Annotated in this window: 19 protein-coding genes, 1 tRNA gene and 3 pseudogenes; 4 read left to right on the forward strand and 19 right to left on the reverse strand. The window is 69.1% G+C overall.

Translation table 11 applies throughout. From position 1 onward, the window contains the following. Positions 1 to 376: 376 nt before the first annotated feature. From ACOQFB_RS13425 to ACOQFB_RS13450, 6 genes are all read right to left on the reverse strand, one after another. Positions 377 to 1,084, reverse strand: coding sequence for a DUF4396 domain-containing protein (locus ACOQFB_RS13425; protein ID WP_421610051.1), 708 nt, complete (start codon positions 1,082 to 1,084; stop codon positions 377 to 379). A gap of 103 nt (positions 1,085 to 1,187) precedes the next feature. Then, positions 1,188 to 3,038 carry a chloride channel protein gene (locus ACOQFB_RS13430; protein ID WP_421610052.1) on the reverse strand — a complete coding sequence of 617 codons (1,851 nt, stop codon included), beginning with the start codon at positions 3,036 to 3,038 and terminating at the stop codon, positions 1,188 to 1,190. Positions 3,039 to 3,146: 108 nt separating this feature from the next. Further along, positions 3,147 to 3,329, reverse strand: coding sequence for a hypothetical protein (locus tag ACOQFB_RS13435; protein ID WP_421610053.1), 183 nt, complete (start codon positions 3,327 to 3,329; stop codon positions 3,147 to 3,149). 212 nt (positions 3,330 to 3,541) lie between these two features. Continuing rightward, a complete protein-coding gene (locus tag ACOQFB_RS13440) occupies positions 3,542 to 4,711 on the reverse strand; it encodes an aminotransferase class I/II-fold pyridoxal phosphate-dependent enzyme (RefSeq protein ID WP_421610054.1) in 1,170 nt (389 codons plus the stop codon). 12 nt (positions 4,712 to 4,723) lie between these two features. After that, the gene (cysK, locus tag ACOQFB_RS13445; RefSeq protein WP_421610055.1) at positions 4,724 to 5,773 is read right to left on the reverse strand and encodes a cysteine synthase A; all 1,050 of its coding nucleotides are present in this window, start codon (positions 5,771 to 5,773) and stop codon (positions 4,724 to 4,726) included. Positions 5,774 to 5,933: 160 nt separating this feature from the next. Continuing rightward, positions 5,934 to 6,296 carry a pyridoxamine 5'-phosphate oxidase family protein gene (locus ACOQFB_RS13450; RefSeq protein ID WP_421610056.1) on the reverse strand — a complete coding sequence of 121 codons (363 nt, stop codon included), beginning with the start codon at positions 6,294 to 6,296 and terminating at the stop codon, positions 5,934 to 5,936. A gap of 286 nt (positions 6,297 to 6,582) precedes the next feature. On the opposite strand from ACOQFB_RS13450, the gene ACOQFB_RS13455 reads away from it, so the two are divergent. Together ACOQFB_RS13455 and ACOQFB_RS13460 are read left to right on the forward strand one after the other, a co-directional pair. Beyond that, positions 6,583 to 7,293 (forward strand): rhomboid family intramembrane serine protease, encoded by a 711-nt coding sequence (locus ACOQFB_RS13455; RefSeq protein WP_494492247.1) that lies wholly within the window; start codon positions 6,583 to 6,585, stop codon positions 7,291 to 7,293. A gap of 163 nt (positions 7,294 to 7,456) precedes the next feature. Then, positions 7,457 to 9,090, forward strand: a pseudogene (locus ACOQFB_RS13460) (aspartate:alanine exchanger family transporter). 93 nt (positions 9,091 to 9,183) lie between these two features. On the opposite strand, the gene ACOQFB_RS13465 reads toward ACOQFB_RS13460, so the two are convergent. The 3 genes from ACOQFB_RS13465 to ACOQFB_RS13475 all read right to left on the reverse strand — a co-directional run bounded on the left by ACOQFB_RS13465 (position 9,184) and on the right by ACOQFB_RS13475 (position 11,230). After that, entirely contained in the window at positions 9,184 to 9,567 is a 384-nt protein-coding gene (locus ACOQFB_RS13465) for a hypothetical protein (protein WP_421610059.1), read from the reverse strand. 55 nt (positions 9,568 to 9,622) lie between these two features. Continuing rightward, positions 9,623 to 10,249 carry a hypothetical protein gene (locus ACOQFB_RS13470; protein WP_421610060.1) on the reverse strand — a complete coding sequence of 209 codons (627 nt, stop codon included), beginning with the start codon at positions 10,247 to 10,249 and terminating at the stop codon, positions 9,623 to 9,625. A 153-nt stretch (positions 10,250 to 10,402) separates the two neighbouring features. Next, positions 10,403 to 11,230: an NAD-dependent epimerase/dehydratase family protein gene (locus tag ACOQFB_RS13475; protein WP_421610061.1), complete on the reverse strand. Its 828-nt coding sequence runs from the start codon at positions 11,228 to 11,230 to the stop codon at positions 10,403 to 10,405. A 97-nt stretch (positions 11,231 to 11,327) separates the two neighbouring features. Between ACOQFB_RS13475 and ACOQFB_RS13480 the strand changes: the two genes are divergently transcribed. After that, positions 11,328 to 12,110, forward strand: a complete 783-nt coding sequence (locus ACOQFB_RS13480; RefSeq protein ID WP_421610062.1) for a helix-turn-helix domain-containing protein — start codon at positions 11,328 to 11,330, stop codon at positions 12,108 to 12,110. Between the two features lie 33 nt (positions 12,111 to 12,143). Here the strand turns inward: ACOQFB_RS13480 and ACOQFB_RS13485 are convergent, their stop codons facing one another. The 4 genes and pseudogenes from ACOQFB_RS13485 to ACOQFB_RS13500 all read right to left on the reverse strand — a co-directional run bounded on the left by ACOQFB_RS13485 (position 12,144) and on the right by ACOQFB_RS13500 (position 16,215). Then, positions 12,144 to 12,578, reverse strand: a complete 435-nt coding sequence (locus tag ACOQFB_RS13485; protein ID WP_421610098.1) for a hypothetical protein — start codon at positions 12,576 to 12,578, stop codon at positions 12,144 to 12,146. 361 nt (positions 12,579 to 12,939) lie between these two features. Further along, positions 12,940 to 13,605, reverse strand: a pseudogene (locus ACOQFB_RS13490) (DUF554 family protein); the annotation flags it as partial. Beyond that, complete coding sequence (locus ACOQFB_RS13495) at positions 13,602 to 14,837, reverse strand: DUF4062 domain-containing protein (RefSeq protein WP_421610063.1); 1,236 nt, start codon at positions 14,835 to 14,837, stop codon at positions 13,602 to 13,604. The pseudogene ACOQFB_RS13490 and the gene ACOQFB_RS13495, both read right to left, overlap by 4 nt. 244 nt (positions 14,838 to 15,081) lie before the next feature. Then, a pseudogene (locus ACOQFB_RS13500) lies at positions 15,082 to 16,215 on the reverse strand (IS3 family transposase). A gap of 285 nt (positions 16,216 to 16,500) precedes the next feature. Between ACOQFB_RS13500 and ACOQFB_RS13505 the strand changes: the two are divergent. Further along, a complete protein-coding gene (locus tag ACOQFB_RS13505) occupies positions 16,501 to 16,602 on the forward strand; it encodes a hypothetical protein (RefSeq protein ID WP_494492248.1) in 102 nt (33 codons plus the stop codon). A 634-nt stretch (positions 16,603 to 17,236) separates the two neighbouring features. On the opposite strand, the gene ACOQFB_RS13510 is transcribed toward ACOQFB_RS13505, so the two are convergent. The 6 genes from ACOQFB_RS13510 to ACOQFB_RS13535 all read right to left on the reverse strand — a co-directional run bounded on the left by ACOQFB_RS13510 (position 17,237) and on the right by ACOQFB_RS13535 (position 23,007). After that, the gene (locus ACOQFB_RS13510; RefSeq protein WP_421610064.1) at positions 17,237 to 17,983 is read right to left on the reverse strand and encodes a hypothetical protein; all 747 of its coding nucleotides are present in this window, start codon (positions 17,981 to 17,983) and stop codon (positions 17,237 to 17,239) included. Beyond that, positions 17,980 to 18,375 (reverse strand): hypothetical protein, encoded by a 396-nt coding sequence (locus tag ACOQFB_RS13515; protein WP_421610065.1) that lies wholly within the window; start codon positions 18,373 to 18,375, stop codon positions 17,980 to 17,982. Before ACOQFB_RS13515 ends, ACOQFB_RS13510 begins: the two co-directional genes overlap by 4 nt. A 209-nt stretch (positions 18,376 to 18,584) precedes the next feature. Beyond that, on the reverse strand, positions 18,585 to 20,792 hold the full coding sequence (locus tag ACOQFB_RS13520; RefSeq protein WP_421610066.1) for a hypothetical protein: 2,208 nt from the start codon (positions 20,790 to 20,792) through the stop codon (positions 18,585 to 18,587). Beyond that, positions 20,793 to 21,527 (reverse strand): MrfA Zn-binding domain-containing protein, encoded by a 735-nt coding sequence (locus ACOQFB_RS13525; RefSeq protein WP_421610067.1) that lies wholly within the window; start codon positions 21,525 to 21,527, stop codon positions 20,793 to 20,795. It lies immediately after the preceding gene. 594 nt (positions 21,528 to 22,121) lie between these two features. Next, on the reverse strand, positions 22,122 to 22,877 hold the full coding sequence (locus ACOQFB_RS13530; RefSeq protein ID WP_421610068.1) for a DUF554 domain-containing protein: 756 nt from the start codon (positions 22,875 to 22,877) through the stop codon (positions 22,122 to 22,124). A gap of 53 nt (positions 22,878 to 22,930) precedes the next feature. Further along, positions 22,931 to 23,007, reverse strand: a tRNA-Met gene (locus ACOQFB_RS13535). Positions 23,008 to 23,070: the final 63 nt, after the last annotated feature.

Consider the following 23,070-nt stretch of genomic DNA (forward strand, 5'->3'; position numbering starts at 1 on the left):
CTCCTTGTCAGCTCCTGCGGTGGGCTTCCGTCGCTGCGGTCCTTCGCCCTTCGCCCGTTCTCAATGGCAAGCCGCGGGCCAGCGCAGGCGCGCCGCACCCCGATCCTGGGAACCCCGTGCGGACACGCACGGTTGCGCGCGAGCGGCCGCGGCGAGTTCGTCGGCGCGCGTCGCGACGCCCGCGGCGAACTGGTGAGAGCGACAGCGGCGCCGCGCCGCTCCCGGCCAGAATCAGCCGCAATTCCGGGTCAGTCGGGCGCGCGCCCGGCACTGACGAGGAACGCAACACGGTGCAGAGTTTCGCGACGGCCCGATCGCGGTGGAGCTCGCTCCGCCCAGGCCACCATCCGGCCGACCGGGCGCGTGCACCGACGGCTCACATGGCTTCCTTCACGCCACGCTTGATCAGGAACCAGTTCACCGGGTAGCTCGTCAGGAACCCGAAGAACATCGCGACCTGCATCATGAACCAGAAGACCGGGCTCGCCTTGCTCAGCTCGTGATGGAGGAGCACGAACGTCGCGAGCGCCATCCAGCCGTACATCCCGAGCTGCCAGGCGACGAGGGACAGCGCGTCCGCCTTGAGCGCCTCCCGCAGCCCGTCCCTCACCGACAGGTTCCGCATCGGCTTGATCGTGAAGTACTGGAAGGCGATGCCCATCGCGAAGGCGAGCACGAAGTCGTAGGCCCACGCGCCGAAGATATTCCTCCCGAAGATCGAGAACGGGACGGCGAGGATGAGCAGCTCCGCGATGATGTCGCCGAGCGTGCACCCGCTGCCACAGTGCGTGGCGCCCTTCCCCGCGAGGACCGCGAACGGCTGAGCCCGGTTCGGCGGAGGGCGGTGCTCCTGCCGAGCGCGCATCACCGAGCGCTTCTCCGCGGCGCGCCCCCACCGATGGTACGCATAGAGCCCGAACGGACCCGACCACAGCGCCGTGACCGGCCACACGACGTCCATGATCCACATCGACTGCCGGTGGTTCCCGACGACGATGTCGACGAGGACGACGACGGCACTCGCGGCGGACGCAGCGAGATAGACGACCGACAGGAGCTGGAGCCAGCCCGGGAACGCGCTCATCCGCTCAAGCGTATGGATGCCCCAGGCTCCGTGCAGCCTCGACCTCCGTGACGGCGCCCGCTCGCGCGGACGGGGAGCGGACGGAGCGTGCTCGCCAGGCGCCTCAGCGGGCCGAGCCTGGATCGGGAGGCCACCGAGGTCCGCGCGGATCCTGCCGCTCGCGCGCGCTGCGGTAGGCGCGCAGGATCGTACGGGACGTCACGATCCCGGCGGGTCGATCCTGTTGCATGACGACTGCAACGCCCGCGCCCTCCTGCGCCAGCTCCTGCATCGCATCCTCGAGCGTCTGGTCCGGGTGCAGCGTCACCGGCGACACGACCAACGACACCGGTGACTGCCCGTCGGCCTCGGGCATGCGCTCGAGGGCGTCACGGGTCACCGTGCCGATCGGCTGTCCGTCGCGGTCGCGCACCAGCGCGCCAGCGCTCGACATCGCCTGCAACCGATGCAGCACGTCACGTACCGCGTCGCTCTCCGCCGCCGAGACGCTGATCGGCTCCATCGCATCACGAACCCGGAGCGCCGCGAGCATGGGGAGGCTGAACCGGATCCGGTGCAGCGGCGAGCTGGCGCGATCCCGGAGCTGAGCTCGGTAGATCGTCTCGTCTCCCACCATCGCCGTCGAGGCGGCGACCGCGATCATGGCGGGCGCCAGGAGCGACAGGGTTCCGGTCATCTCCGCGACCATCAGCATCACGGCGAGCGGCGCGTGAGCGATGCCACCGAAGAGCGCCATCATCCCGATGATGACGAACGGAGCCGGCTCCGCCGGCAGGCCCGGGACATGCCCGAAGGCGACGCGCCACAGCAGGGCGCCGACGAAGCCGCCGATCACCATCCCCGGTCCGAAGATCCCCCCGGAGCCTCCGGAGCCGATGCTGAGCGAGGTCGCCGCGATCTTGCCGGCCGCGATCGCGGCCAGCAGCAGCGGGCTGAACGCCAGCACCCCGTCACGTGTCATGACGACCTGGACCCAGCCGTATCCGGTGTGAATCACCTGCGGCATCGCCAGGCCGAGGAGGCCCACCGCGAGCCCACCGACCGCCGGCCTGGTCCAGCGAGGGAGCCTGGAGCGGTCGAACCAGGCGGCGACACGGTAGAACGCTCGCGCGTAGAGCAGCCCCCCCACCCCGCACAGGACGCCGAGGACCGCGTAGTACACGAGCTGTACGGGCGCGCCGAGCGAGAGCGACGCGTGCTGACCGAAGATCGGCTCGAAGCCGAACCATCCCCCGAAGATCGTGTACCCGACGATCGACGCGATCAGCGATGGGATGATCGCCTCGACCTCGAGGTCATGCAGGTAGAGGATCTCGGCGGCCAGCACCGCCCCGCCGAGCGGAGCGCGAAAGATCGCGCCGATGCCCGCGCCGATTCCGGCCGCGACCGCGATCCTCCGATCTTCCGGCGAGGAGAGCACCTTCCGCCCGAGCAGCGACGCAAAGCCCGCAGAGATGTGCGCCGCCGGTCCCTCCCGTCCCGCGGAGCCGCCGGAGCCGATCGTGATCGCCGAGGCGATCAGCTTCACAGGGACGACTCGAGCCCGGATCTCGCCGCCTTTTCGGTGGATCGCCTCTATCGCAGCGTCGGTGCCGTGGCCTTCGGCCTCCGGCGCCAGGAACAGCACGATCAACCCTGAGACGAGCCCACCGATGGCCGTCACGAGCGGCAGGAGCAGGCGATGCCCGATCGGGGTGACGACGGCGGCGCCTTCGCCTGCCGGCCCTGGAGGCTGGTATCCGGAAATGCCGGACAGGAGCGCGTGCGTCGCGACCTGGATGGCTCCGTAGAAGAACACGGAGCCGAGACCCGCCACGCAGCCGATCGTGGTGCCGAGCAGGAGCCATTTCGAGAGACGGCGGCTGTTCTCGAATCCCGCGGTTCCGGGGAGCGTCCGACGGAGCCAGACGCGACCCAGGCGCGCCACCCGTCTGGTCGCGCTCACGAGCGCCATCCGCGCAACACCCCGGCAGGACGGCGGCTCCTTCCTCTCATGACGACAACGTATGCAGCGGCGGGTCGGGCGACGCCCGGACCATCCGTTGCCCGCGTTCGCGGCCCGCTACGGATGCTCCACCACGACGCGGTATCCGACCATCGTCGGGAGGGCGGCCTTTTCGATCGACTCACCGTCGAGGATCCAGCCCTTCGCCGTGTACGCGAACGTGTTGCCTCCCGTCCGCTCCCAGGCGCCGCGGAGGATCACCCGGGCGATGAACGAGAACTCGGGCGGGTTGGGCCACACGGGAGCCTCGATGACGCTGACTCGGCGGCGCGGCCGCGCAGCTGCGACTCCCGCTACCGATGAACGCACGCTGCGCCTCGTTTGCGGGGACGCGGCAACTCGGGTCGAGATCGCCGGGCGCACCACTCCGTGGCACACGTCGCGCGCGAGCACCGCGGGTCAACGGGAGCGCGCGCTCCCCCCTGGAGGGAAGCGCGCGCCGCACGCCGTCTTCAGGCCGACCGGGCCAGGTACGGAAGGGCCTGCGCCACCATCGCGTCCGACGCGGTCAGGCTGATCCGGAAGTAGTCGGGCTGCTTCATGAGCGCGCCCGGCATGACGAAGATCCCGTCGTCGGCCAGGGCGTTCCACTGGCGGACGGGGTCACCCGCCCACCGCGCCCACAGGTAGAAGGTGCCCTCGGGCGCGAGGACGCCGTGCCCGGCCCGGCCCAGCGCCTCGCTCAGCGCATCGCGCCGCCGAGCCAGCGCCGCCACGTCGATGGTGAGGCGCTCCAGCTGCGGCACGGCGTACTGCATGACGGCGTTCGGAAAGCACCACCCGAGCGCCATCTGCGTCGCGAACATGACCTTGCGCAGCTGCTCGCGATCGGAGGCGGGCATCCGCGGCGAGAGGGCCAGGTAGCCGAGTCGCTGTCCCGGTGCCAGCAGGACCTTCCCGTAGCTGTACGAGACGAGCGTCCAGGGGTAGACGGCCGCCGGGCTCGTGAAGCCGCGGCCGTCGAAGCGGATGCGTCGATACGGCTCGTCGGACAGGAGGAAGATCCTGCGGCCGATCCGGCGCGAGGCGCGCTCCAGCACCTCCGCCAGGCCCGCCAGCTCTTCACGCGCGTAGATCCGCCCGGTGGGGTTGTGGGGCGTGTTCACGATCACGAGGCGGGTGTCCGGGCCGATGGCCGCCTCGATGGCCTCGAGGTCGAGGTCGAAGCGCGGCGCGCGGAGCGCCACCGCCCGCGGCACGGCGTCGGCCGCCAGGAGCATCGGCTCGTAGCAGAACCAGGCCGGCGCGTTGAAGATGGCCTCGTCCCCGGCGTCGAGCAGCAGGCGGAACGCGAGCGAGATGGCGCCGAAGGCTCCGGCGGTGAGGGCCACGTCGGCTGGCTCGAGCGGAAGGCCCAGCTCCTGGCCGACGGCCTCGGCCAGGAACGTCTGCGGCGCCTCCTCGCTGGACTTGTAGGCGAACCAGTTCTCGTCGCGGGGGACCGCGGCTTCCCGGATGGCCGCGACGAGCCCGTCGAGCGGCATCTCGTGCGGGTTGCCGAAGGTGAAGTCGGCGATGGTGGGATCGCCGCGCCGTTCGCCGTACCGCGAGCTGAAGTAGAAGCTCGTGACGGGCTCGAACGCCCCACCCGCCGCCGCCGCCCTCCGCGACACGATGGCCATGACCGTGCGCCCTCAGGCCTTCGGCGCCGCGTCCGCCACGGAGCGCGCGATGGCCTGTTCCTCGTCCGTCATCTCTGCCGGCACGTCCGCGAAGAGCGGCGTGCTGAGGTAACGCTCCCCCGTGTCCGGCAGCATGCAGAGGATGTTGGCCCCCCGCTCCGCGCTCGCGGCGACCTGGAGGGCGCCGGCCAGCGTGCCGCCGGAGGTGATGCCCACGAAGATGCCCTCGCGTGCGGCCAGCTCCTTGGCGCAGCGGATCGCCTCCGGCCCGGGGACGGTCACGATGCGGTCGAAGAGCTTCAGGTCGACCGCGTCGCCGGTCAGCTTCGGGATGAAGTCCGGGGTCCAGCCCTGCATCGGATGCGGCTTGAAGCTGGGGTGCGGCGCAGCCGGGGTGCCGTCCGGATTCCGTGCCTGCGCGGTCCCGCTGCCCAGGAGCGGCGCCTCCTGCGGCTCGCAGACCACGATCTTCGTCTCCGGCCGTTCCTTGCGGAGCACGCGGGCCACGCCCTTGAGCGTCCCGCCGGTCCCGTAGCCGGTCACCCAGTAGTCGAGCCGGTCGCCCGCGAAGTCGGCCAGGATCTCCTGCGCCGTCGTGCGCGAGTGATAGTCGGGGTTGGCCTCGTTCTCGAACTGGCGCGTCATGAACCAGCCGTGCGCGGCCGCCAGCGCCTCCGTCTTGCGGATCATGCCCACCGCGCGCTCCGCCGCCGGGGTGAGCACCACCTTGGCGCCCAGGAAGCGCATCAGCCGGCGCCGCTCGACGCTGAACGACTCGGCCATCACGAGCACCAGCGGATAGCCCTTGGCCGCGCAGACCATGGCCAGGCCGATGCCGGTGTTGCCGCTGGTCGCCTCGATGACGGTCTGGCCCGGCTTCAGGGCGCCCGACCGCTCCGCCGCCTCGATCACCGCGATGGCGAGCCGGTCCTTCACCGAGCCGAGCGGGTTGAAGGCCTCCACCTTGACGAACAGGTTCACGTCCGGTGGGGCGAGCCTGTTGATCCGGACTACGGGCGTGTTTCCGATCGTCTCCAGGATGCTCGCGTAACGTCGACCCATGGCGCACCTCGTGGAGCGGCGGGGGAGCCGCCGCTCGAGGCGACATCTGTAATGGGGGGCGCTTCGCCCGGAGAGGGACCGAACGGGATCGTCGGCCTCGCGCTCCGGGGCCCGCATGGGGCCCTCGCCGGGACGCCTGCCTTTCGTGCCGGCGTCGAGCCTATTTCCCGAGCACCTGCTCGACCGAGCCGACCCGCAAGACGACGGCGGCGCGAGCCCACGGGAACCGCTGCCTGACCCGCTGGTGGTTCGGCGTGTCCACCTCGAGCGCGGCGCGGCCGCTCAGGCGGAAGCCGATGCCCGCCGGGTCGTGCCCCCCCACGATCATCTGCACCGGGCTTCCGCCGCGGAGGTTCTCCTCGGTCTTGCGATAGCCGCCGGCCGGGAAGAGCAGCGTGTCGCCGTCGAGCACGTCGATGTAGCTGTTCCACGTCGCCACGAGGTGCGGGCCGTCCGCCCCCTGCGTCACGAACGCAGCCGAGCCCTCGTCCTTCAGCGCCGCCTTCAGCCGATCCGGAATCATCGTTCCCTCCGCTCCAGCGAGCCGTGCCCCGGCCGCGTGCGCAAGGGGTCTACCGGTTGCGCCGGAGGATCGCCACGGGAGTGTTCGTTGGCTTCGGCGTACGGATATACTCATCGTGGAAGCCATTCATCGGTGCGAGACCGGCCGGGAGACCGACGGCATGAGACAAGACGGCGCGCCCGAAGCCACCTCTCCGGTCCCCGGGAGCCGCCCGAGTCCGACAGCTGAGACGGGTCCGGCCTCGAGGCGCCGGGTGCCTTGGGTCACGGCCACGGCCTGCGCCGCGATGGTGGCGCTCTTCGCTGTGGTCTCCGCGACGCCAGCCGAGGCGCCGTTCGCGTCGTGGGGCTACCGCGGTGACGCGTTCCAGGTCTGGTCCGGCGCGGCATGGGTCCTGCTCGTCTCGGCGTTCATCCATCACCACCTGTGGCACCTGGCGGTGAACGTCTACTGGCTCTGGACGCTCGGGCGGGCGGTCGAGGCCGCCTTCGGACCGCTCGCGATGGCGCTGCTCCTGCTCACCTCCGCGTTCGTGAGCTCGGCCTTCCAGCTGGCCATCTTCGACGAGGTCGGGGTGGGCGCGTCCGGAATGACGTTCGCCGTGTTCGCCTTCGGCTGGCTGGCGAGGGGCAGGCGCACCGAGCTGAGATCGATCTTCACGACGACCATCGGAGCCGTCTTCGCCTCGTGGTTCGTCGGTTGCTGGATCGTCCTGACGCGTCTGGTAGCGAACGGGGCTCACCTCGGCGGGCTCCTGTTCGGAGCGCTGGTCGCGGAGGCCGTGGTGATGGGCAGGCGGCCCCGCCTGGCGAAGGCCGGAGCGATCGTCCTGCTCCTGCTGGCGCTCGGCGTCAGCGTCGCCTGCCCGTGGTCCGCCACCTGGTGGGCAACCAAGGCGTACGGAGCTCACGCCCGCGGCCAGTACGACCTGGCCATCGGCGCCTATGACGTGGCCTCCGGTTGCGGCCCGACCAGCCCTGGGTCATGGCGAGCCTGATCCGTGCCTACCGCGCCGCGGGGAAGGCGGACGCTGCCGCCTCGGTCCTGGCGAGGCTGAGGACCGTCTCGCCCGACGAAGCAGCCAGGGTCGACGTGGAGGGCGGGAAGACGATCGAGTGAGCGGGGAGCCGAGGACCGGGTACACTCTCGCCGCGTCCGCCATGCTCGATCCCCTCGTCCGGCTCCTCGCGCAGAACCCGCTCCTGCTCCTGTTCCTGGTGGCGGCGCTCGGCTACCCGCTCGGCCAGGTGAAGCTGCGAGGCAGCCGGCTCGGGGTCGCGTCGGTGCTCTTCGTGGGCCTCGCGGCGGGGGCCCTCGACTCCTCGCTGGCGCTCCCCGAGATCGTCTACATGCTCGGCCTGGCGATCTTCGTGTACGCCATCGGCCTCTCGTCGGGCCGGGCGTTCGTGGCCTCGCTCCGGCGCGACGGGATCCGCAACACCGGCCTCGCGGCCTTTGCCGTCGCCCTGGCGGTGGCGCTCTCCTACCTCGCGCGCCGGCTGCTCGGCCTGGACGCGTCGCTCACCGCCGGCCTCTTCGCGGGCGCCACCACCAGCACCCCCGCCCTCGCTGCCGCCATGGAGACGCTCAAGCAGACGGTCCCCGGGCACGCACTCGCCGAGCCGGTGGTGGCCTACTCGATCTGCTATCCGTTCGGCGTGGTGGGCGTGGTGCTGGCGGTGCGCGCCGGCTGGTGGCTCTGGAAGCCGGACCTCGCCGGCGAGGCGCGACGCCTGGCCGAGATGGGCGCCGCGAACGAGCCGCTCGGCTCGACCACCGTGCGCGTCACCGAGGACATGGGCGCGCTCACGCTGGAGGAGCTCGTGCGCGGGCTCCGCTGGCACGTCATCTTCGGCCGGCTGCTGCGCGGCGATCGGCTCATGCTGGCCGCGCCGGACGTGCGGCTCGAGGCGGGCGACCTCGTCACGGTGGTCGGCACCCCCGCCGAGCTCGAGCGGGTGGTGGAGCGGCTCGGCATGGTCGCCGACGAGCCCATCGACACCGACCGGAGCGAGTTCGACCTCCGGCGGATCTTCGTGTCGAGCCCCGAGGTGGCCGGGCGGACGGTGGCGGAGCTCGACCTGCCGCGCCGGATGGGCGCGGTGATCACCCGCGTCCGGCGCGGCGACGTGGACCTGCTCCCCGCCCCGGCCCTGCGCCTCGAGGTGGGCGACCGGGTCCGGGTGCTCGGCCCGGTGAAGCAGCTCCCCGGCGTCACCGCCTACTTCGGCGACTCCTACCGCGCGGCGAGCGAGGTCGACATCCTCACCTTCGGCCTCGGGCTCGCGCTCGGCCTGCTCCTCGGCATCCTCCCGCTGCCGCTGCCGGGCGGGGTACGGGTGTCGCTCGGGTTCGCCGGGGGGCCGCTGGTGGTGGCACTCGTGCTCGGGACGATCGGGCGCACCGGCGGGATGGTCTGGCACCTCCCCTTCAGCGCCAGCGTGGCGCTCGGCAGTTCGGCCTCACCCTGTTCCTCGCCGGCATCGGAACGCGCGCCGGCGTGGGCTTCCTCGCCACCTTCGCGAGCCGGGAGGGGCTGCTGCTCTTCGCCGCCGGGGCCGCGATCACGTTCGCCACCTCGCTCGCGGCGCTTTTCGTGGCCCACCGCCTCATGAAGGTCCCGATGAGCCTCGCGCTCGGGATGGTGGCGGGGATCCAGACCCAGCCGGCGGTGCTCGGCTACGCGCTCGATCAGACCGGCAACGAGATCCCGAGCCAGGGCTACGCCGCGGTCTACCCGGCCGCCACCATCGCGAAGCTCCTGCTGGTGCAGCTGCTGGTGGCCTTCGGCTGACCTGGCGAACCACGCGGTGGTCGAGGGAGCGCCGAGCGCGGGGCGCTTCCGAAGCCTCGCCGGCAGGTCAAGACCTCGGCCACCTGAACCGCGCTATCCGTGCGTCAGCGGTGCGTACTGCTCGGGATGGGCGGCAAAATGCTGTTGAAACTGGCGCACGAGAGCGGTGTCACCGTCGGAAACCGTTGCCACATACTCGGCGTCCAGTCGGCCCTCTAGCTCATCTGCCTCAACGTCGGCCGGCACGTTCTGAGCCGCCTCCATGATCGGCACGATTCCATCGAACCCGTAGAACCTGTAGCCACGGATCGCCGCAGCGACCTCCGCAGCCGTCAGGCATTCAGCCGCGTGGAGGACCCCGCCGTTCATCGCGAGGCTGTGGAAGCGGATCATGGCCGAAAGCGCCACGTCTCCCTCCCGCTGTGCGCCTCCATCTCCCAGACAAGCACGGTTCCAAGTCCGGTCGGCGTTTGTCATGGTAGGGCACCTTCGCGTTGAGGAGGGGGGATTCTGAGCAGGTTCAGGCCGCAAATCACCGACTCGCACCGACGGGATCGGGCAGGACGAAGAACGGCTCGGTGTGCTTGCCGAACAAGTACCGGGCTTCGCCCTTGAGCGTCGTGGGGTCGAAGTAGACGAGGCAGAAGGGCTCGATCTCTTCTGCTTCGATGAACGCGCCCTTGAACGGCCAACGTTCAAAGAACGACTTGCGCTGGTAGGTGCGGGCCGTCGCCATGACGCCCCCCTTCCACGGGATGGCCTCGAACACGCGCTCGACGGTGACGCGTCCGAGATCCACCTTCTTGCCGTCCCAGTAGGCGTCTCCCTTCCTGACCACGAGACGACTCAATACGGAATGGCTCGTCGTCCATGCCGTGCTCGTCTGGACCATCCCATCGATCACCAGCAGATCCTCGCCGTTCACGGCGAAGCGGTACGAACGGGCTGCCGGGTCCCAGACCCCTTGCACAGACCTGGTCGTCAGGCCGTCGTCGGCGAGCTCGATGAGGGTCAGCCAGTTGCTGCGCCCTCCAAGCATCAGCGTCGCGGGCTCGCTCGCGGAGTGGTCGGCGAGGTCCTGGGTACCGGCGCGGGCAGGCAAGCCCGGGACGACCGCCCAAGCGAAGCAAGCCACGACAGCGGCAATCCGGTAGCGCATGCGCTCATCGTGAAGAGCCGATTGGCATTGGTCAAGCAGGACGAAGGAAGACCTTCGCGGGTTGCGGCCCCCTGCGACAGGACCGAGGCATGACGAACGGCGCCCGGCCATGTGCGGCTTCAGCATCACCTTCGCGTCTCCGTCGTCGCGCCATCATGCGCCCGCCGCGACCGCGTCTGCGAGGCGGGGGAACCTGGGTTTGAAGGAGAGGTCTTCGCGGATGCGGCTGCCGTCGAGGAGCGCGTCGAAGGCGCTCGCGCGCACGGCGTCCGAGCCGTCTGGTGGCGCCGCCCCCACGGACGCGAACAGGGTGGCGAGCGCGGGGGACTCGTCGTCGACCACGTTGTAGATGCGGTGCGCAGGCGACGCGGCATCCAGCAGCCGGGTGACGGCCTGCGCGACGTCGACGTGGTGGGCGATCGACATGCGCTGCGTGGGCGGGAAGCCGCGCATCAGAGGGATCGCCTCCTCGATGTGCGGGTCGCCGTCGCCGTACACGAACGGGAGCCGGAGCACGCGCACGTCGAGACCTTCGATGCCGAGGAGGAAGCGCTCCGCGGCCAGCTTGCTCACCGGGTAGGCCGCGGTCGGTGCGCAGGAATCGTCCTCGCGGGCGAGACGGCCGCCATTCGAGCCGTAGACCAGGCCGGTGCTCGTGAAGACGAAGCGTTTCACGGACGCAGCACGGGCGACGCTCGCGAGGTGCCGGGTGCCGAGGTCATTGACCGCATGGGCTTGCTCGGGGGTCGCGCCGCGGAAGAACGCGGCACAGTGAACCACGGCGTCCACCCCGCCGACGGCGGCCACGAGCGAGTCCACGTCGAGCAGGTCGCCCGCGGCGAGCTCGACGCCGACCTCGCGCAGGTCGGCGGCCCGTGCCGGATCGCGCACGAGCGCTCGGACTCCATCGCCCCGCCGGACGAGTCGCTTCGCGAGTCGGCTACCGACCTTTCCGGTCGCTCCGGTGACGAGGATCTTCATGAGCCGAGCCTAGCCCTCCGCGATCGTCGCGCCTTGGAAGAAACGGACACGCGGACGACGCTTGCGGGGCGGTGGTGTGCGCACTAACCATCTGCTCGTGCAGACGCCGGCCCTCACCCACGCTCGCATCGTGCCGACCGTGCCGACCGCGGCCGCCGTGGCGACATTCTTCGTGGCCGAGTGCGACCACGACATGCCGGGCGTCTCCATCCCGCGTCCGGAGATCCAGCTCGTGGTGCGCTTCGGGCCGTCGGCGCGGGGTGGCCTCGACGTGCACGCCATGGGCGTCCGCCAGCAGGTACACCGCAAGCTCATTCGCAGCGGGCAGCGGGCGGTGACGGCGCGTCTTCACCTGGGCGCTTCGGAGGCGGTGCTCGGCGTGCCTGCCTCCGCGCTCGCCGGGCGCATCGTCGCGCTCGAGGATCTCTGGGGAGACGCCGCGACGCGGCGTCTCCTGGATCGCCTCGCCGGCGCGCGCGACGCGATCGACGCGGCCGCGTTGCTCGAGAGCGTGATCATCGAACGCCTCGCGATCGCCGGCGGACGCCGCCCCGGCGCGCAGCTCGCCCTCGACGCCGCGGATCGGCTCCTGCGCAGGAAGGTGAACGCCGTCGCCGCCGATCTCGGCGTGAGCGAGCGACACCTCCGTCGCGTGTTCCGCGAGCACGTCGGCGTGAACCCCAAGGCGTTCGCCAGGCTCGTGCGCTTCCATCGCGCGCTCGGCGCCGCGCGCGCGGAGCGTCACGCGAGCTGGGCGGGCATCGCCGCCGCGTCCGGCTACTACGATCAGGCGCACCTCATCGCCGACTTCCGCGCGATCGCGGGCGTGACGCCGCAGGCGCTTCTCGGTGAACTCCGGGTGGGCCCGTTGCTGGGGTGACGACGTCAGCCCGGCCGCGTTCGAGCGGGCGGTTCAGCAGAGGCAGCAAGCGGCGTAGTCAAGCTGTCTGCCGAACCGGATCAAGCCCACCTTCATCCCGTCGAGCGAAAGCTCCTGGTCGCGAAGTTCCCACGCGCCCGTCCTCGTCGTCGGCCCCCTCGTTTGGAACGTCTGGTCGGGGTGGAGGGCCAGCGTCTGCGCACCATCCCTCCACGAGCCAACAAGCTGTGCCGGCCGCACCACCGGGTTGAGGCCCTCGTCCAGGAGCAACTCCGACGCGATGCCCAGCGCGAGTCGTCCGCCCGCAAGCACCGCCAGAGCGGCGGCCGCGACGCGCCATGCGCGGCGGCGCAGCCGAAATGCTCCGACGATGCCGACGACGCCGAGGCCGACGAGCCACGCCAAGAAGACCAGCATGCCACGAGGGATGCCGGACGCCAGGCGAAGCCGACTCAGAAGTTCCGTCACGACGGAAATCTCTCTGAGCAATTACCCTACCCGTTCTTGCCCAGGCAGGGTGCGCCAGAATCGCGCCGCACGACGCTCCGGTTCCGCGCCGACGCGCCTCACCACCCCGCGAGCACCACCAGCAACGGCGCGATCGCCAGCGCCGGCAGCATCGAGCCGACGCGGACGCGGCGGTCCTCCATCCCCACCCCGGCGAGCAAGCAGGTTCACGCCGATGCCCGCGACGAGCAGCCCGCAGGCGCCCCCGACCGCGAGCACGCGCGGATCCGTCGCGGGATCCGGCAGCACCCGCGCGAACGCGGCCGCCGCCCTGGAGGAGGAGGATCGGGAGCGCGGAGAGCCCCACGCCGACCCCGTAGACACCGGCGAGCGCGACCGCGGCGATCCCGTCGAGCGACGACTTCAGCACCAGCGTCTGCGCGTCGAGCGTCAAGCCGTTCTGGATCGAGCCGACGATCGCCATCGGTCCGATGCAGAAGAGCAGCGACGCGGTGACGAAGCCCTCGGTGAAGCGGCCTCCGCCGCCCACCTTGCGCCGCGCCGCCTCGCCGATGGCGGTGAGCCGCTCCTCGATGCCGAGCAGCTCGCCGACGACCGCGCCGAGCGCGAGGCTCACCAGCGCGAGGATGATCCCGGGCATCGGACCGGCGGGGGCGCCGTCCAGGCCGCGCGCCATCCCGAGCCCGACGAGCAGCGTCACGAGCCCGAGCACCTGCATCAGCGTCCGCCCGAGCCGGTCCCGGAGCCGGGCGCCCACGCCGGCGCCGGCCGCGATCGCGGCGACGTTGATCCAGGTGCCGGAGGTGCGCGCGGCGAGGTCGAGCAAGGGTCGCCCCAAAAGAAGACGCCGGCTCAGCTCTGGGCTGGCCGGCGTCGGAACTGGTTGCGGGGGCCCGCTGGAAGCAGCTGCACGACCGAACTTAGAATCCCCAAAGCGGCGCGACGCGAGCGTGCGGGAAACAGTCCCCGAGGAAGCTCGACGCGGCGAACAGCCTAGATCAACCCAGCGGCATAACCGCACTGTCACTTCCGCTTCCGCGGCGCTCGTCGAGCCGGGGCCGGAGAAGCTGCGGAGGCAGGCCTTTCGGCCGAGAGACTACCTTCAGACTTCGACGCTGCTGACTTAGCCGTGGCGTCGCCCATGGGGACCTTCGCACGAACGACCGCCGCGAGAGCAGCCATCTCCCTCCCCGCAGGCGTAAGAGCGAATTCGTCGTACTTCCCGCCTGTCGCCTTCCGACGCTCGACAAGCCCGAACGGCGCGAGCTTCGGCGCGACCTCGAAGAAGAGGAACCTCTGGGTAGCACTAATTCCGTAGGGGTTACAGACGCTTCCTGTCTCAAACAAGTGGGCGACGGATACGAAGACGGCAAACAGATTGTGGGTCTCTCGCTTGCCCCCGTTCACATCCGCCGGAACCTCGATCTTAGTGTTGCGAAGGGTCTCTCTAACCGTCTTGCCGTCAACAACTCCACCTTTAGCTTCCGCGGCCGCAAGCTTCTTCACCGCCTCATCACGCTCCGCACGCATCATGCCGTTCTCGCGGGTGAGGCGGCCTATCTCCTCAATCAAAGGCTTCGGTTGCGAAACCTCGGCAGCTGATACCCACCCACCGGGAAACTCGCGATTCCGGGTGAAATCATTCAAGGTCTCGAAGATCGCGATGCGGATATCCTTCGGATCCTCAAAGAATCTCGAGATCTTGCTGAGCACTAGCCGCCGAAATTCTTTGTAAGCCGCGACGTGTTGGCGCTCGCAGACTGACTCGTCGCCGCTCGCCCAGCGGCGCTCCAGAGTCGTGTCCGCGATTACTACTGCGAAGAAAGGCTTCTTCGTGGCGACGGCGTATTCGTACTCCATCTGAACGTAGCTCTTCCCGCTTTCGGGTTCGATGGATCCGTAGCGCCCGCCGAGTATCAGCATGAAAACGTCGGAGTCATCGATCCACTTCTTGATGACTTCCCATTGCGACTTGTCGCCAGCCGCGAAGAGTTCCATGCCGGCTGGGATGTGTCCCGCACGGAGGATCGCTTCCACCGCAGCTTGCCGTTCAAGTCGCAAGTCTTGGTACGTCGATGACACGAACACTTGAAGGCGACGCTCCATCGATTCCTCCGCGACCCGTAGTCGGGTGACGATACCGCACAGCACCCACAGCCGCACGCGCATAGTGCGATCGCGTTCCTTCAACATCCGAGACGTTGGGGGGTCGGTCCGGTCCGCGGATAGTTGAACGCAGCCGCGGACTTCACGGTTCATGCTGCCCTCTCGAACTCGGCGGAGTTGGCGAGCCCAGTGAGCTCATAGCTGCTCAGCGATACTGCAGAGCAGATCGGGTCCGCGCAGGCCGGTATACACCCTGGGCTGAAATCAATTCGTCGTGGGTGCCGCTGATATTGGCAATGCCTTCTGGGGCACTATGACGCCCTTCGACACCAGAACAGCTTCGACCGCGGCGACCACAGTCGATGCCTTGAACACAACTCCAAGGTTGATCATCCGCTTAGAGACCGCTGCAGGTGACCTGACCCCCTACTCTAGGCCGCACCTGCTGCAACCGAGTTGTGACGCAGAGCAACTCTGCGGGCGTGAGGTTGTCCAGTCCGGAGTGCGGCCGGACCTGGTTGTAGTCGAGCCGCCACGACTCGATCCTCGACCTCGCGTCCTCCATCGTGACGAACCAGTTCTCGTTCAGGCACTCGTCGCGCAGCTTGCCGTTGAAACTCTCCGCGTAGGCGTTCTCGACGGGCTTCCCTGGCCGGATGAAGTGCACGCGGACGCCGCGGCGGTGGGCCCAGGCGTCGAACGCTGACCCGGTGAACTCCGGGCCGTTGTCGCAGATGAGGTACTTCGGCAGCGGCCGCGCCGCGGCGATCCGCTCGAGGACCCGGGTCGCCCGGAGCCCCGGGATCGAGGTGTCGACCTCGGTCGCGAGGCACTCGCGCGTGAAGTCGTCGACGACGTTGAAGACGCGGATCCTCGTCCCGTTCATCAGCGCGTCCGAGACGAAGTCCATCGACCAGCGCTCGTTTGGCGCGGCCGGCGGCGGCAGGACGGTGCGCAGCGCCGACGAGGGCAGCCGCTTGCGGTGCTTACGGCGGACGGCAAGCCCTTCACCGCGATAGAGGCGGTAAACCCGCTTGTGGTTCACCTCGACGCCCTCGCGTCGGAGCAGGATGTGGAGATGCCGGTAGCCCCAGCGCGGCCGCTGGGTCGCGAGCTCGCGGAGCTTTGCGACGAGAGAAGCGGGATCGCTGCGGCGCGACCGGTACTGCGCGGTCGCTCGGCAGACGCCGAGAACCCGGCAGGCGCGGCGCAGGCTCATCTCGAAGTCGGTTTGCAGGAAGCCCACGGCGTGACGCCATGCCGTGGGCTTCACCATTTTCTCCGGACCACCGCCTTCAGCGCCTGGATGTCCAGCGCCTGGTCCGCGACCATCGTCTTGAGGCGGCGGTTCTCGTCCTCGAGCTGGCGGAGCCGCTTCGCGTCGCTCACCTGCAGGCCCGAGAACTTCGACCCGGTAGAAGGTGACCTTGGTGGTGCCGAGCCGCCGGCAAACGTCCTCAACCTTCGCGCCGGCGTCGGCCTCCTGCAGCGCCCCGATGATCTGCTCCTCGGAGTACTTCTTGACCTTCATGCGACCTCCACTGACAGCGTAGAGGTTGCAGCGGGAGTGGCCTAGTTTTCGGGGGTCAGGTCACCGCCGACTTCTTCGCGGTCGAGCGGGACGTAACCACCCGGGCAACCGCGTCTTGACGTAGTCGTCCCAGTCCGCTACTTCGCGGCGTCGCCCACCTCCTCGTCAGTGTTCGTGTTCGCCGCCGACCGCTGTCAGGTCGACGGCTCGGCTTGGAGTTGATCGGGTTTCGTGGACACCAGACGGGCGGCAACGGCGTAGGTTCTCGACGAGTACAAGGCCGAGGTGGTCAAGAAGGCCCTCTCGAGTGGCAAGACCGCTGGCCAGGTGGCTCGGAATCTCGATCTGACGGAGATGGCGGTACGACGCTGGGTGAAACAGGCCTAAGTCGACCGCGGCAAAGGACCCCGGGGCGCGCTCACGACGGCCGAAGAAGGAGGATTGGCCCGGCTGCGCAAGGAGAAACCGGGAGATCCAAAAATGGCGGCGGCCTTCTACGCGAAGCACATGAAGTGAGGTTCGCGTTCATCGACGCGGAGAAGGCCCTCCACCGGATCACGAAGCTCTGCAGGTTGCTCAAGGTGTCGCGCGCCGGCTTCTGCGGGAGGGGGTCAGAAGTTGTGTCGCAAGGGGGGCAGTTATCCTGTCGCTCTACAGACGGCGCCGGAGCGCGCCAGGGAGGCCCTGGCGGCGGTCGTGACGTCCATCGTCCTGAAGCCGGCGACCGAGGCCGGAGCCCGGCGCTACGTCGCCGATGGCTCCTAAGCATCGACCCGGACACCCTGGAGGGCGGCCGGGTCGATAACGGTGGTTGCGGGGGCAGGATTTGAACCTGCGACCTTCGGGGTATGAGCCCTCGAACGAGGGCGCGGGCAGACGGGCGTCGTTGTTGCGGGTTCGTCTGTGGCTCAGCGGTTCGGATGCATCCGGCGAGGCGACGGGAGTCGACATGGATCGACGCGATCGCACGCCGGGATGGGCGCGATTTGGTCACGGTTCCATGGGCCGCTAGACCCGACGGTCACTTCCGCCGCCGCGGCCCGCGGCGTCGTCCCCCGTCGGCCGGCTTTCGAGCCGGTGCTGCGGCCGCGATGGCCCGCAGCCTCTCGACGACGAAGGGAGCACGGGCCTGGCTCGCCGAATCACCCGGAAGGTGCCCCGGGACGGCGGCGAGGAACTGCGGATCATCGAGCCACCGTCTCATCGTGCTCGCCAGGAAGCGGCGGAGCTGCGCGGGAGCGCGCTGAACCTCGTCCGCGAGCGTCGGGCGCCCGTCGGCCACCGCGACGATGTCCTCGAGGTCGTGGCTCGCCACGAAATCGCCCCGCCCCCGGGAGCTGAACGCCTCGACCTTGGTCGCGATGAACAGCGGCGCCGTCACGGCGCGGATGCGCACGCCGCCGGGGAGTTCCCGCTCCTCGCACTCCTTCTTCGCCTGCCGGTACCAGCGGTTCGTGAACCCGAGCACACGCGCGAGCGCCGGCATGACGTCGATGACGAGGTCTCCGACCAGCCAGCGGCATAGCGGTGCCCCCTCGCGCCGATCCTCGCGGAACCCGAGCGCGCGGAGCCGGGTGCCGAGCTCCGCCCAGGCCGCGTAGGTCGTGACCTCCACCACGACATCCACGTCCTCCGTGAATCGTGGGCGCGGCGCGGCGGGATCGATGATGAAGAGGTCGACGACCGCGCCGCCGACGAAGACGACCTCCTCCGCCAGGTCGCCGAGCGCCTTGGCGGCGCGCACCAGCATCTCGACGTTGCGGGTCATCGCTTGCGCCTCGTCAGCAGCCGCTCGAGAAGCTGGATCGCCATCGCCCGCTCGCGGGCCGAGCCGCCCCGGATCGCGTCCACCAGGGCGGTAGCTTCGTACATGGCCGGATTGGCGACGATGGCGCGGAGCACAGACGGCGAGGCGTACAGGGGCGAGAACGATTCGCCGCGAACCGGCCCCTCGGGATCGGGCCACACCGGGGGCAGCCCGTCGCCGTTCACGATCTTGGTCCGTAGGGCCGGAGCGGCGTGGGCTGTGGGGTGCCCCCGCGTGCTCGGGCCGCGCACGGCCGGGAAGGCGTACTTCACCCCGTGGACCAGAAACTCCAGCAGGTTTTGGCTCTGGACTCGAAAGCCCTTCGGTTCGTGGGCGATCGCGAGCTTCGCCAAGACCCCTCGCCGAACCGCTGCGTGGACCTCAGACACGCTCATCCCGATTTCGGCAGCGATCCTCGGGTACGACCAATCAGCCTCATCCCGGATCGCGAGCCTCAGGAGAACGAGCACATCCTGCGGCTTGAGTTGAGAACTCTTCGCGAGCACACCCTACGTTATTCGCGAATCGCGAATCGCGCAAGGTCGCGTACGCGTACGTAAGGCTACTTCGACGTTCCGCCACTCTCGCTCGCTTGAAAGGCCGGGGGCGTCCCGCTTGCAGAAGTGGCCTTCGTCCACTGCCCGACCTGTAGCCCAGCAACGACTACCCCGCCGATGGCAGCGATCGTCGCGGTCCGGCGTGGCCACATGATGCACAGGCCAACCGTAACGAACACCAACGTTGCCGCGACGGCGTTGATAGGAGTACCCCGCACGCTCCAGCCGTCGACCGTCCAGCGCCACGCGGCCAGAGGCGTGAGCGCCACTGCGGCGCCAGCAACGAACCTGAGGATCCTGCGAGCGCGTTCGCTTCGCGCCTCGCGCTCCGCGCGCATCCGTTCGACGGCGTTGCGGAGTTCGTCCACCTCCGTTCTTGTTCGTCCAAGCTCAGCGCTCAACGACTGCACCTCGCTTGCTGCGGACGCAAGGTTCTCGGCATCCTTCTTCGCGCGAGCATTTGCCTCAGCGGCCCTTCCGGCCTCTTCGGACGCGACCTTCGTGGCCTGGATTCGCGCCTCCCGCTCAGTACGAAGTTCCTGCTGGAGCCGATCCGAGATCGCGCTGTCGATGCGCTCCGAGGCGCCTGCTGCCCCTGGGGCTACGTTCATGCCGGCAACGCGCGCCGTGAAGCCCGCGTCAGCGAGGATTCCAGCGTAGTGTTCGGACGACAGGTGTTTCAGGTTCGCCAGCCGCGACGCTATCTGCTCCATGGCGGCGACATAGCTACCCCGATGTCCTTGAAACAGCGGCGAATAGAAGTTGCGCGCGAACGTCGAGTCGAACGAATCCGAGCGTGGAAGCACCGACCTGAGCAACTGGTGCCACTGATCGAACAGAATCGTTTGCGGCAGCGTTTCCCTACGCGCGAATTCCCTGGCCTTCCTGGCAAGCCCTGCATGGAAGGTGAGGAACCAGAACTTGGCCTCCCCAAACGTGCGGGCTCGGACCGGGCGCATAGAATCGATCAACGCTAGGTGGTAGCCGTCGTGCTCCGCAGTGTCCCAGGACACTCCCTTACGCTGCTCGTGCGGCCTCTTCTCGTCGCGCTCCACATAGTAGTCGTACAGTTCGCGGGTATGGTCTGCGTACAGCGATTGATCTCGGTTGAGCGGTTCCGTCTTCTCGGTCCAGACCTTCACTCCCAGCGCCTCAAGCGTGCGCTCGACTCCGCGCACCGATGCCTCCAAGTCCTGCGTCATCAGCGGCGTACGAGCGAGCAACCGGTGGTACTCCGCGAAAAACTGGCGATCGTCGAGATCGGCGCTGATTGAAAGAAGTGCTGCTGGGGACACGAATTTTCTTCCGTCCCGAATCGCCCTTTGTGCAGCCGAATCGAACTCCCTGAGGGTTCGCGGAGTAACCCGCGCTACTGCTCCGACCTTCTTGCCGAGATCGATGACGCGCCGGACGTCAAGGTGAGGCACCGGCCCATGCAGCCCAAGGAGCCTAAAGACGACATTGGTATCCAGATACGCCGTGAGCCCGCCGAGCGTCTGCTTGAGAAGGCGACCGGCTTCCGGCGCCACCGACAGACGGCAGAGTTCGAAAGTCCGATCCATCATCCGAGCAATGAAGACAGACCTCGACCCAACTGCCTCCAAGAAGAAAGCCGGGAAGCGCTCACGGCAGAAGCGTTGGTACCTTGGGAGTCGCTCTGGGATTCGCGTCCAGATGGCTTCGTCGATCCCACGGATGAAATTGGCAGCCGCTGCGCTGTCACCGTAGACAAGCGCGACGGTCTCCATCCCATGGCTGAGCGCGACGTCGCTGCAGAACGCCTTGAGGTCCGCGCTAAGGGTCTCGGGAGTAATGGTACCCCCGCCTGGCGCATCCGCCTGCACCGATGCTGACCACTCGAGTAGCACCGTATCGTCGTGCGAGCCCGCTGAGGCGAGGCGCGCCAGGCACTCTTCGCGCTCCGCGGGGCCAATCACCAGCACTTGGGGCGCTGCGTCCATCAACCGGATCCCCAGACTGGTGTCGGATTCAGCGCACCGACGAAGTTCCAGGGCGTCAAAGGTCAAACCCGTGGCAGCCCGCAGTGCTTGCGCCGCGGCGTCCGGGGTCATTCCGGACGTCCGGCCTTGCGCGAGAACCGCCTGAAGCAGGAACGAGATCGCCTTCTCTGGTGGGCTCTGGGCTTCGAGCCCGAAACACGCCAAGTACTTGAGAGCGCTGCCTTGGGCGGCGCTGACGGTTGATTCGCTCATCTAGCTCCTCAGCACGTCCAGCACAGGTCCGCTGGCGGTCAGGTCTCGGACTCCGTACTCTACGACGCGCCACCCAAGCTCCCTCAGACGAGAACGAATCGCGCGGTCGCGGCGCAACCGGTCGCCCACGTGGAACGCCGCCCCGTTCACGTAGATCGCGACCTTCCGATCGACCTGCGCGAAGTCCGCCGTCGAGAGCGGCGCCTCTGGCGGCACGCCGACCTGCTTCTCGACCGCGATTTCCTTGGCCTCGAACAGCCGCAGGAACCTGAGCTCGAGCGGCGAACCAACGCCGGCGGCGTAGGCCTCGAGCCACGGTCCCGGCGCCCCGTCGTCGGCCTTCTCGGCTGGGCGCGGCTCGGGCGCCGCCGATTCGTGCAGGTCGCCGATGATCCGCGGCCAGTTCAGGAACGCGTGGTAACGCTGGTTCGGGTACGACTTGAGCCACCGGTAGCAGGCCGTCTCGCAGTTCTCGTGGTCGAGGTGATCGATCGCCTTCTGCGCGACGGGGTGCAGCTCCGCCGCGGCGCGATCGAGGAAGCCGCTGCCGCCCACCGCGGCGTCCACGAACGTGAGCACCCCGACCTTGCGCGTGCTGGTGGCATCCCGCTCCTCCCACGCCGGCTCGTACTCGAACTCGATCTCGGGGCCGTCGAGCATGTAGAGGTGCTTGAGGCCGGTGCGGAGCGCGTAACCCAAGGACACGCACCACTTCTTGACTTCGTCCTTGTCCATGCCGGCCGGCAGGTCCACACGAATTCGCAGACAGGGCTCTGTCATTCAGGGCACTCGACTTCTCCGAAGAGTCTATGCGGGTCCCCTCGGGGCCAGATGAGCGTGAGCGCCAGCGCGACGAGCAAGTAGGGAGTCGGGAACGATTCGGTCACGAGTAGGATGGCGCGAATCCAGCCGGGCGCGTCGACGCGGCGAGCCAGCAGCGTAGCGCTGGCTCCGACGACCGCCGCCGCGACGAGCGACGGCGCAACCACGCCACCGACCTAGCCTGGGACGCCTTATAGAGCGTCCGCCACACCAGTATCCGTGCGCGTGCCACGTCGCCTTGACCGCTGCGAGAAGCGCCACGAAGCCTGCGCGTCTAGCATTGCCGGCCGGATGGATGAGACAATTTCTACCTCACGCTCAGTATGGCACGCGGACCGGATGGGGACCTGTCACGTGGTTCGGGGACGTCGATTGCCATGGGGACAGCGAATGCGCACCCGTCGTCGCCGACGGCACCTGCGCGGAAGGCAGGGGCGTTTGCAGAGCGGTAGGGAGTGCCCTCGGGCAACCCCCAGCCAACGAGTTCCAGAGCGCGCGTGCCCTCTCTCACCACCCCGCCAGCACCGCCACCACCACCGGCGCGATCACCAGCGCCGGCAGCATCGAGCCGACGCGGACGCGGCGGTCCTCCATCCCCACCCCGGCGAGCAGCAGGTTCAGGCCGATCCCAGCGACGAGCAGCCCGCCGGCGCCCCCGACCGCGAGCACGCGCGGATCCGTCGCCGGATCCGGCAGCACCCGCGCGAACGCGGCCGCGGCGACGCTGATGCCGCCCTGGAGGAAGAGGATCGGCAGCGCGGAGAGCCCGACGCCGGCCCCGTAGACGCCGGCGAGCGCGACCGCGGCGATCCCGTCGAGCGACGACTTCAGCACCAGCGTCTGCGCGTCCAGCGTCAGGCCGTTCTGGATCGAGCCGACGATCGCCATCGGGCCGATGCAGAAGAGCAGCGACGCGGTGACGAAGCCCTCGGTGAAGCGGCCTCCGCCGCCCACCTTGCGGCGCGCCGCCTCGCCGATGGCGGTGAGCCGCTCCTCGATCCCGAGCAGCTCGCCGACGACCGCGCCGAGCGCGAGGCTCACCAGGGCAAGGATGATCCCAGGGAGCGGACCGGCGCGGACGCCGTCCAGCCCGCGCGCCATCCCGAGCCCGACGAGCAGGGTCACGAGCCCGAGCACCTGCATCAGCGTCCGCCCGAGCCGGTCCGGCAGACGGGCCCCCACGCCGGCGCCCACCACCGTGCCAGCCGCGATCGCGGCGACGTTGATCCAGGTGCCGGAGGTGCGCGCGACGAGGTCGAGCATCGGTCGCCCCAAAAGAAGACGCCGGCTCAGCTCTGGGCTGGCCGGCGTCGAACTGGTTGCGGGGGCAGGATTTGAACCTGCGACCTTCGGGTTATGAGCCCGACGAGCTACCTGGCTGCTCCACCCCGCGTCAGGTGGGAAAGTGTCGAAGCGAGGCGGGTTTCTACAGTCCGGGCCGGTTTCGGTCAAGACC

The organism is Anaeromyxobacter sp. Red801 (assembly GCF_049201065.2).
Taxonomy (GTDB): domain Bacteria; phylum Myxococcota; class Myxococcia; order Myxococcales; family Anaeromyxobacteraceae; genus Anaeromyxobacter.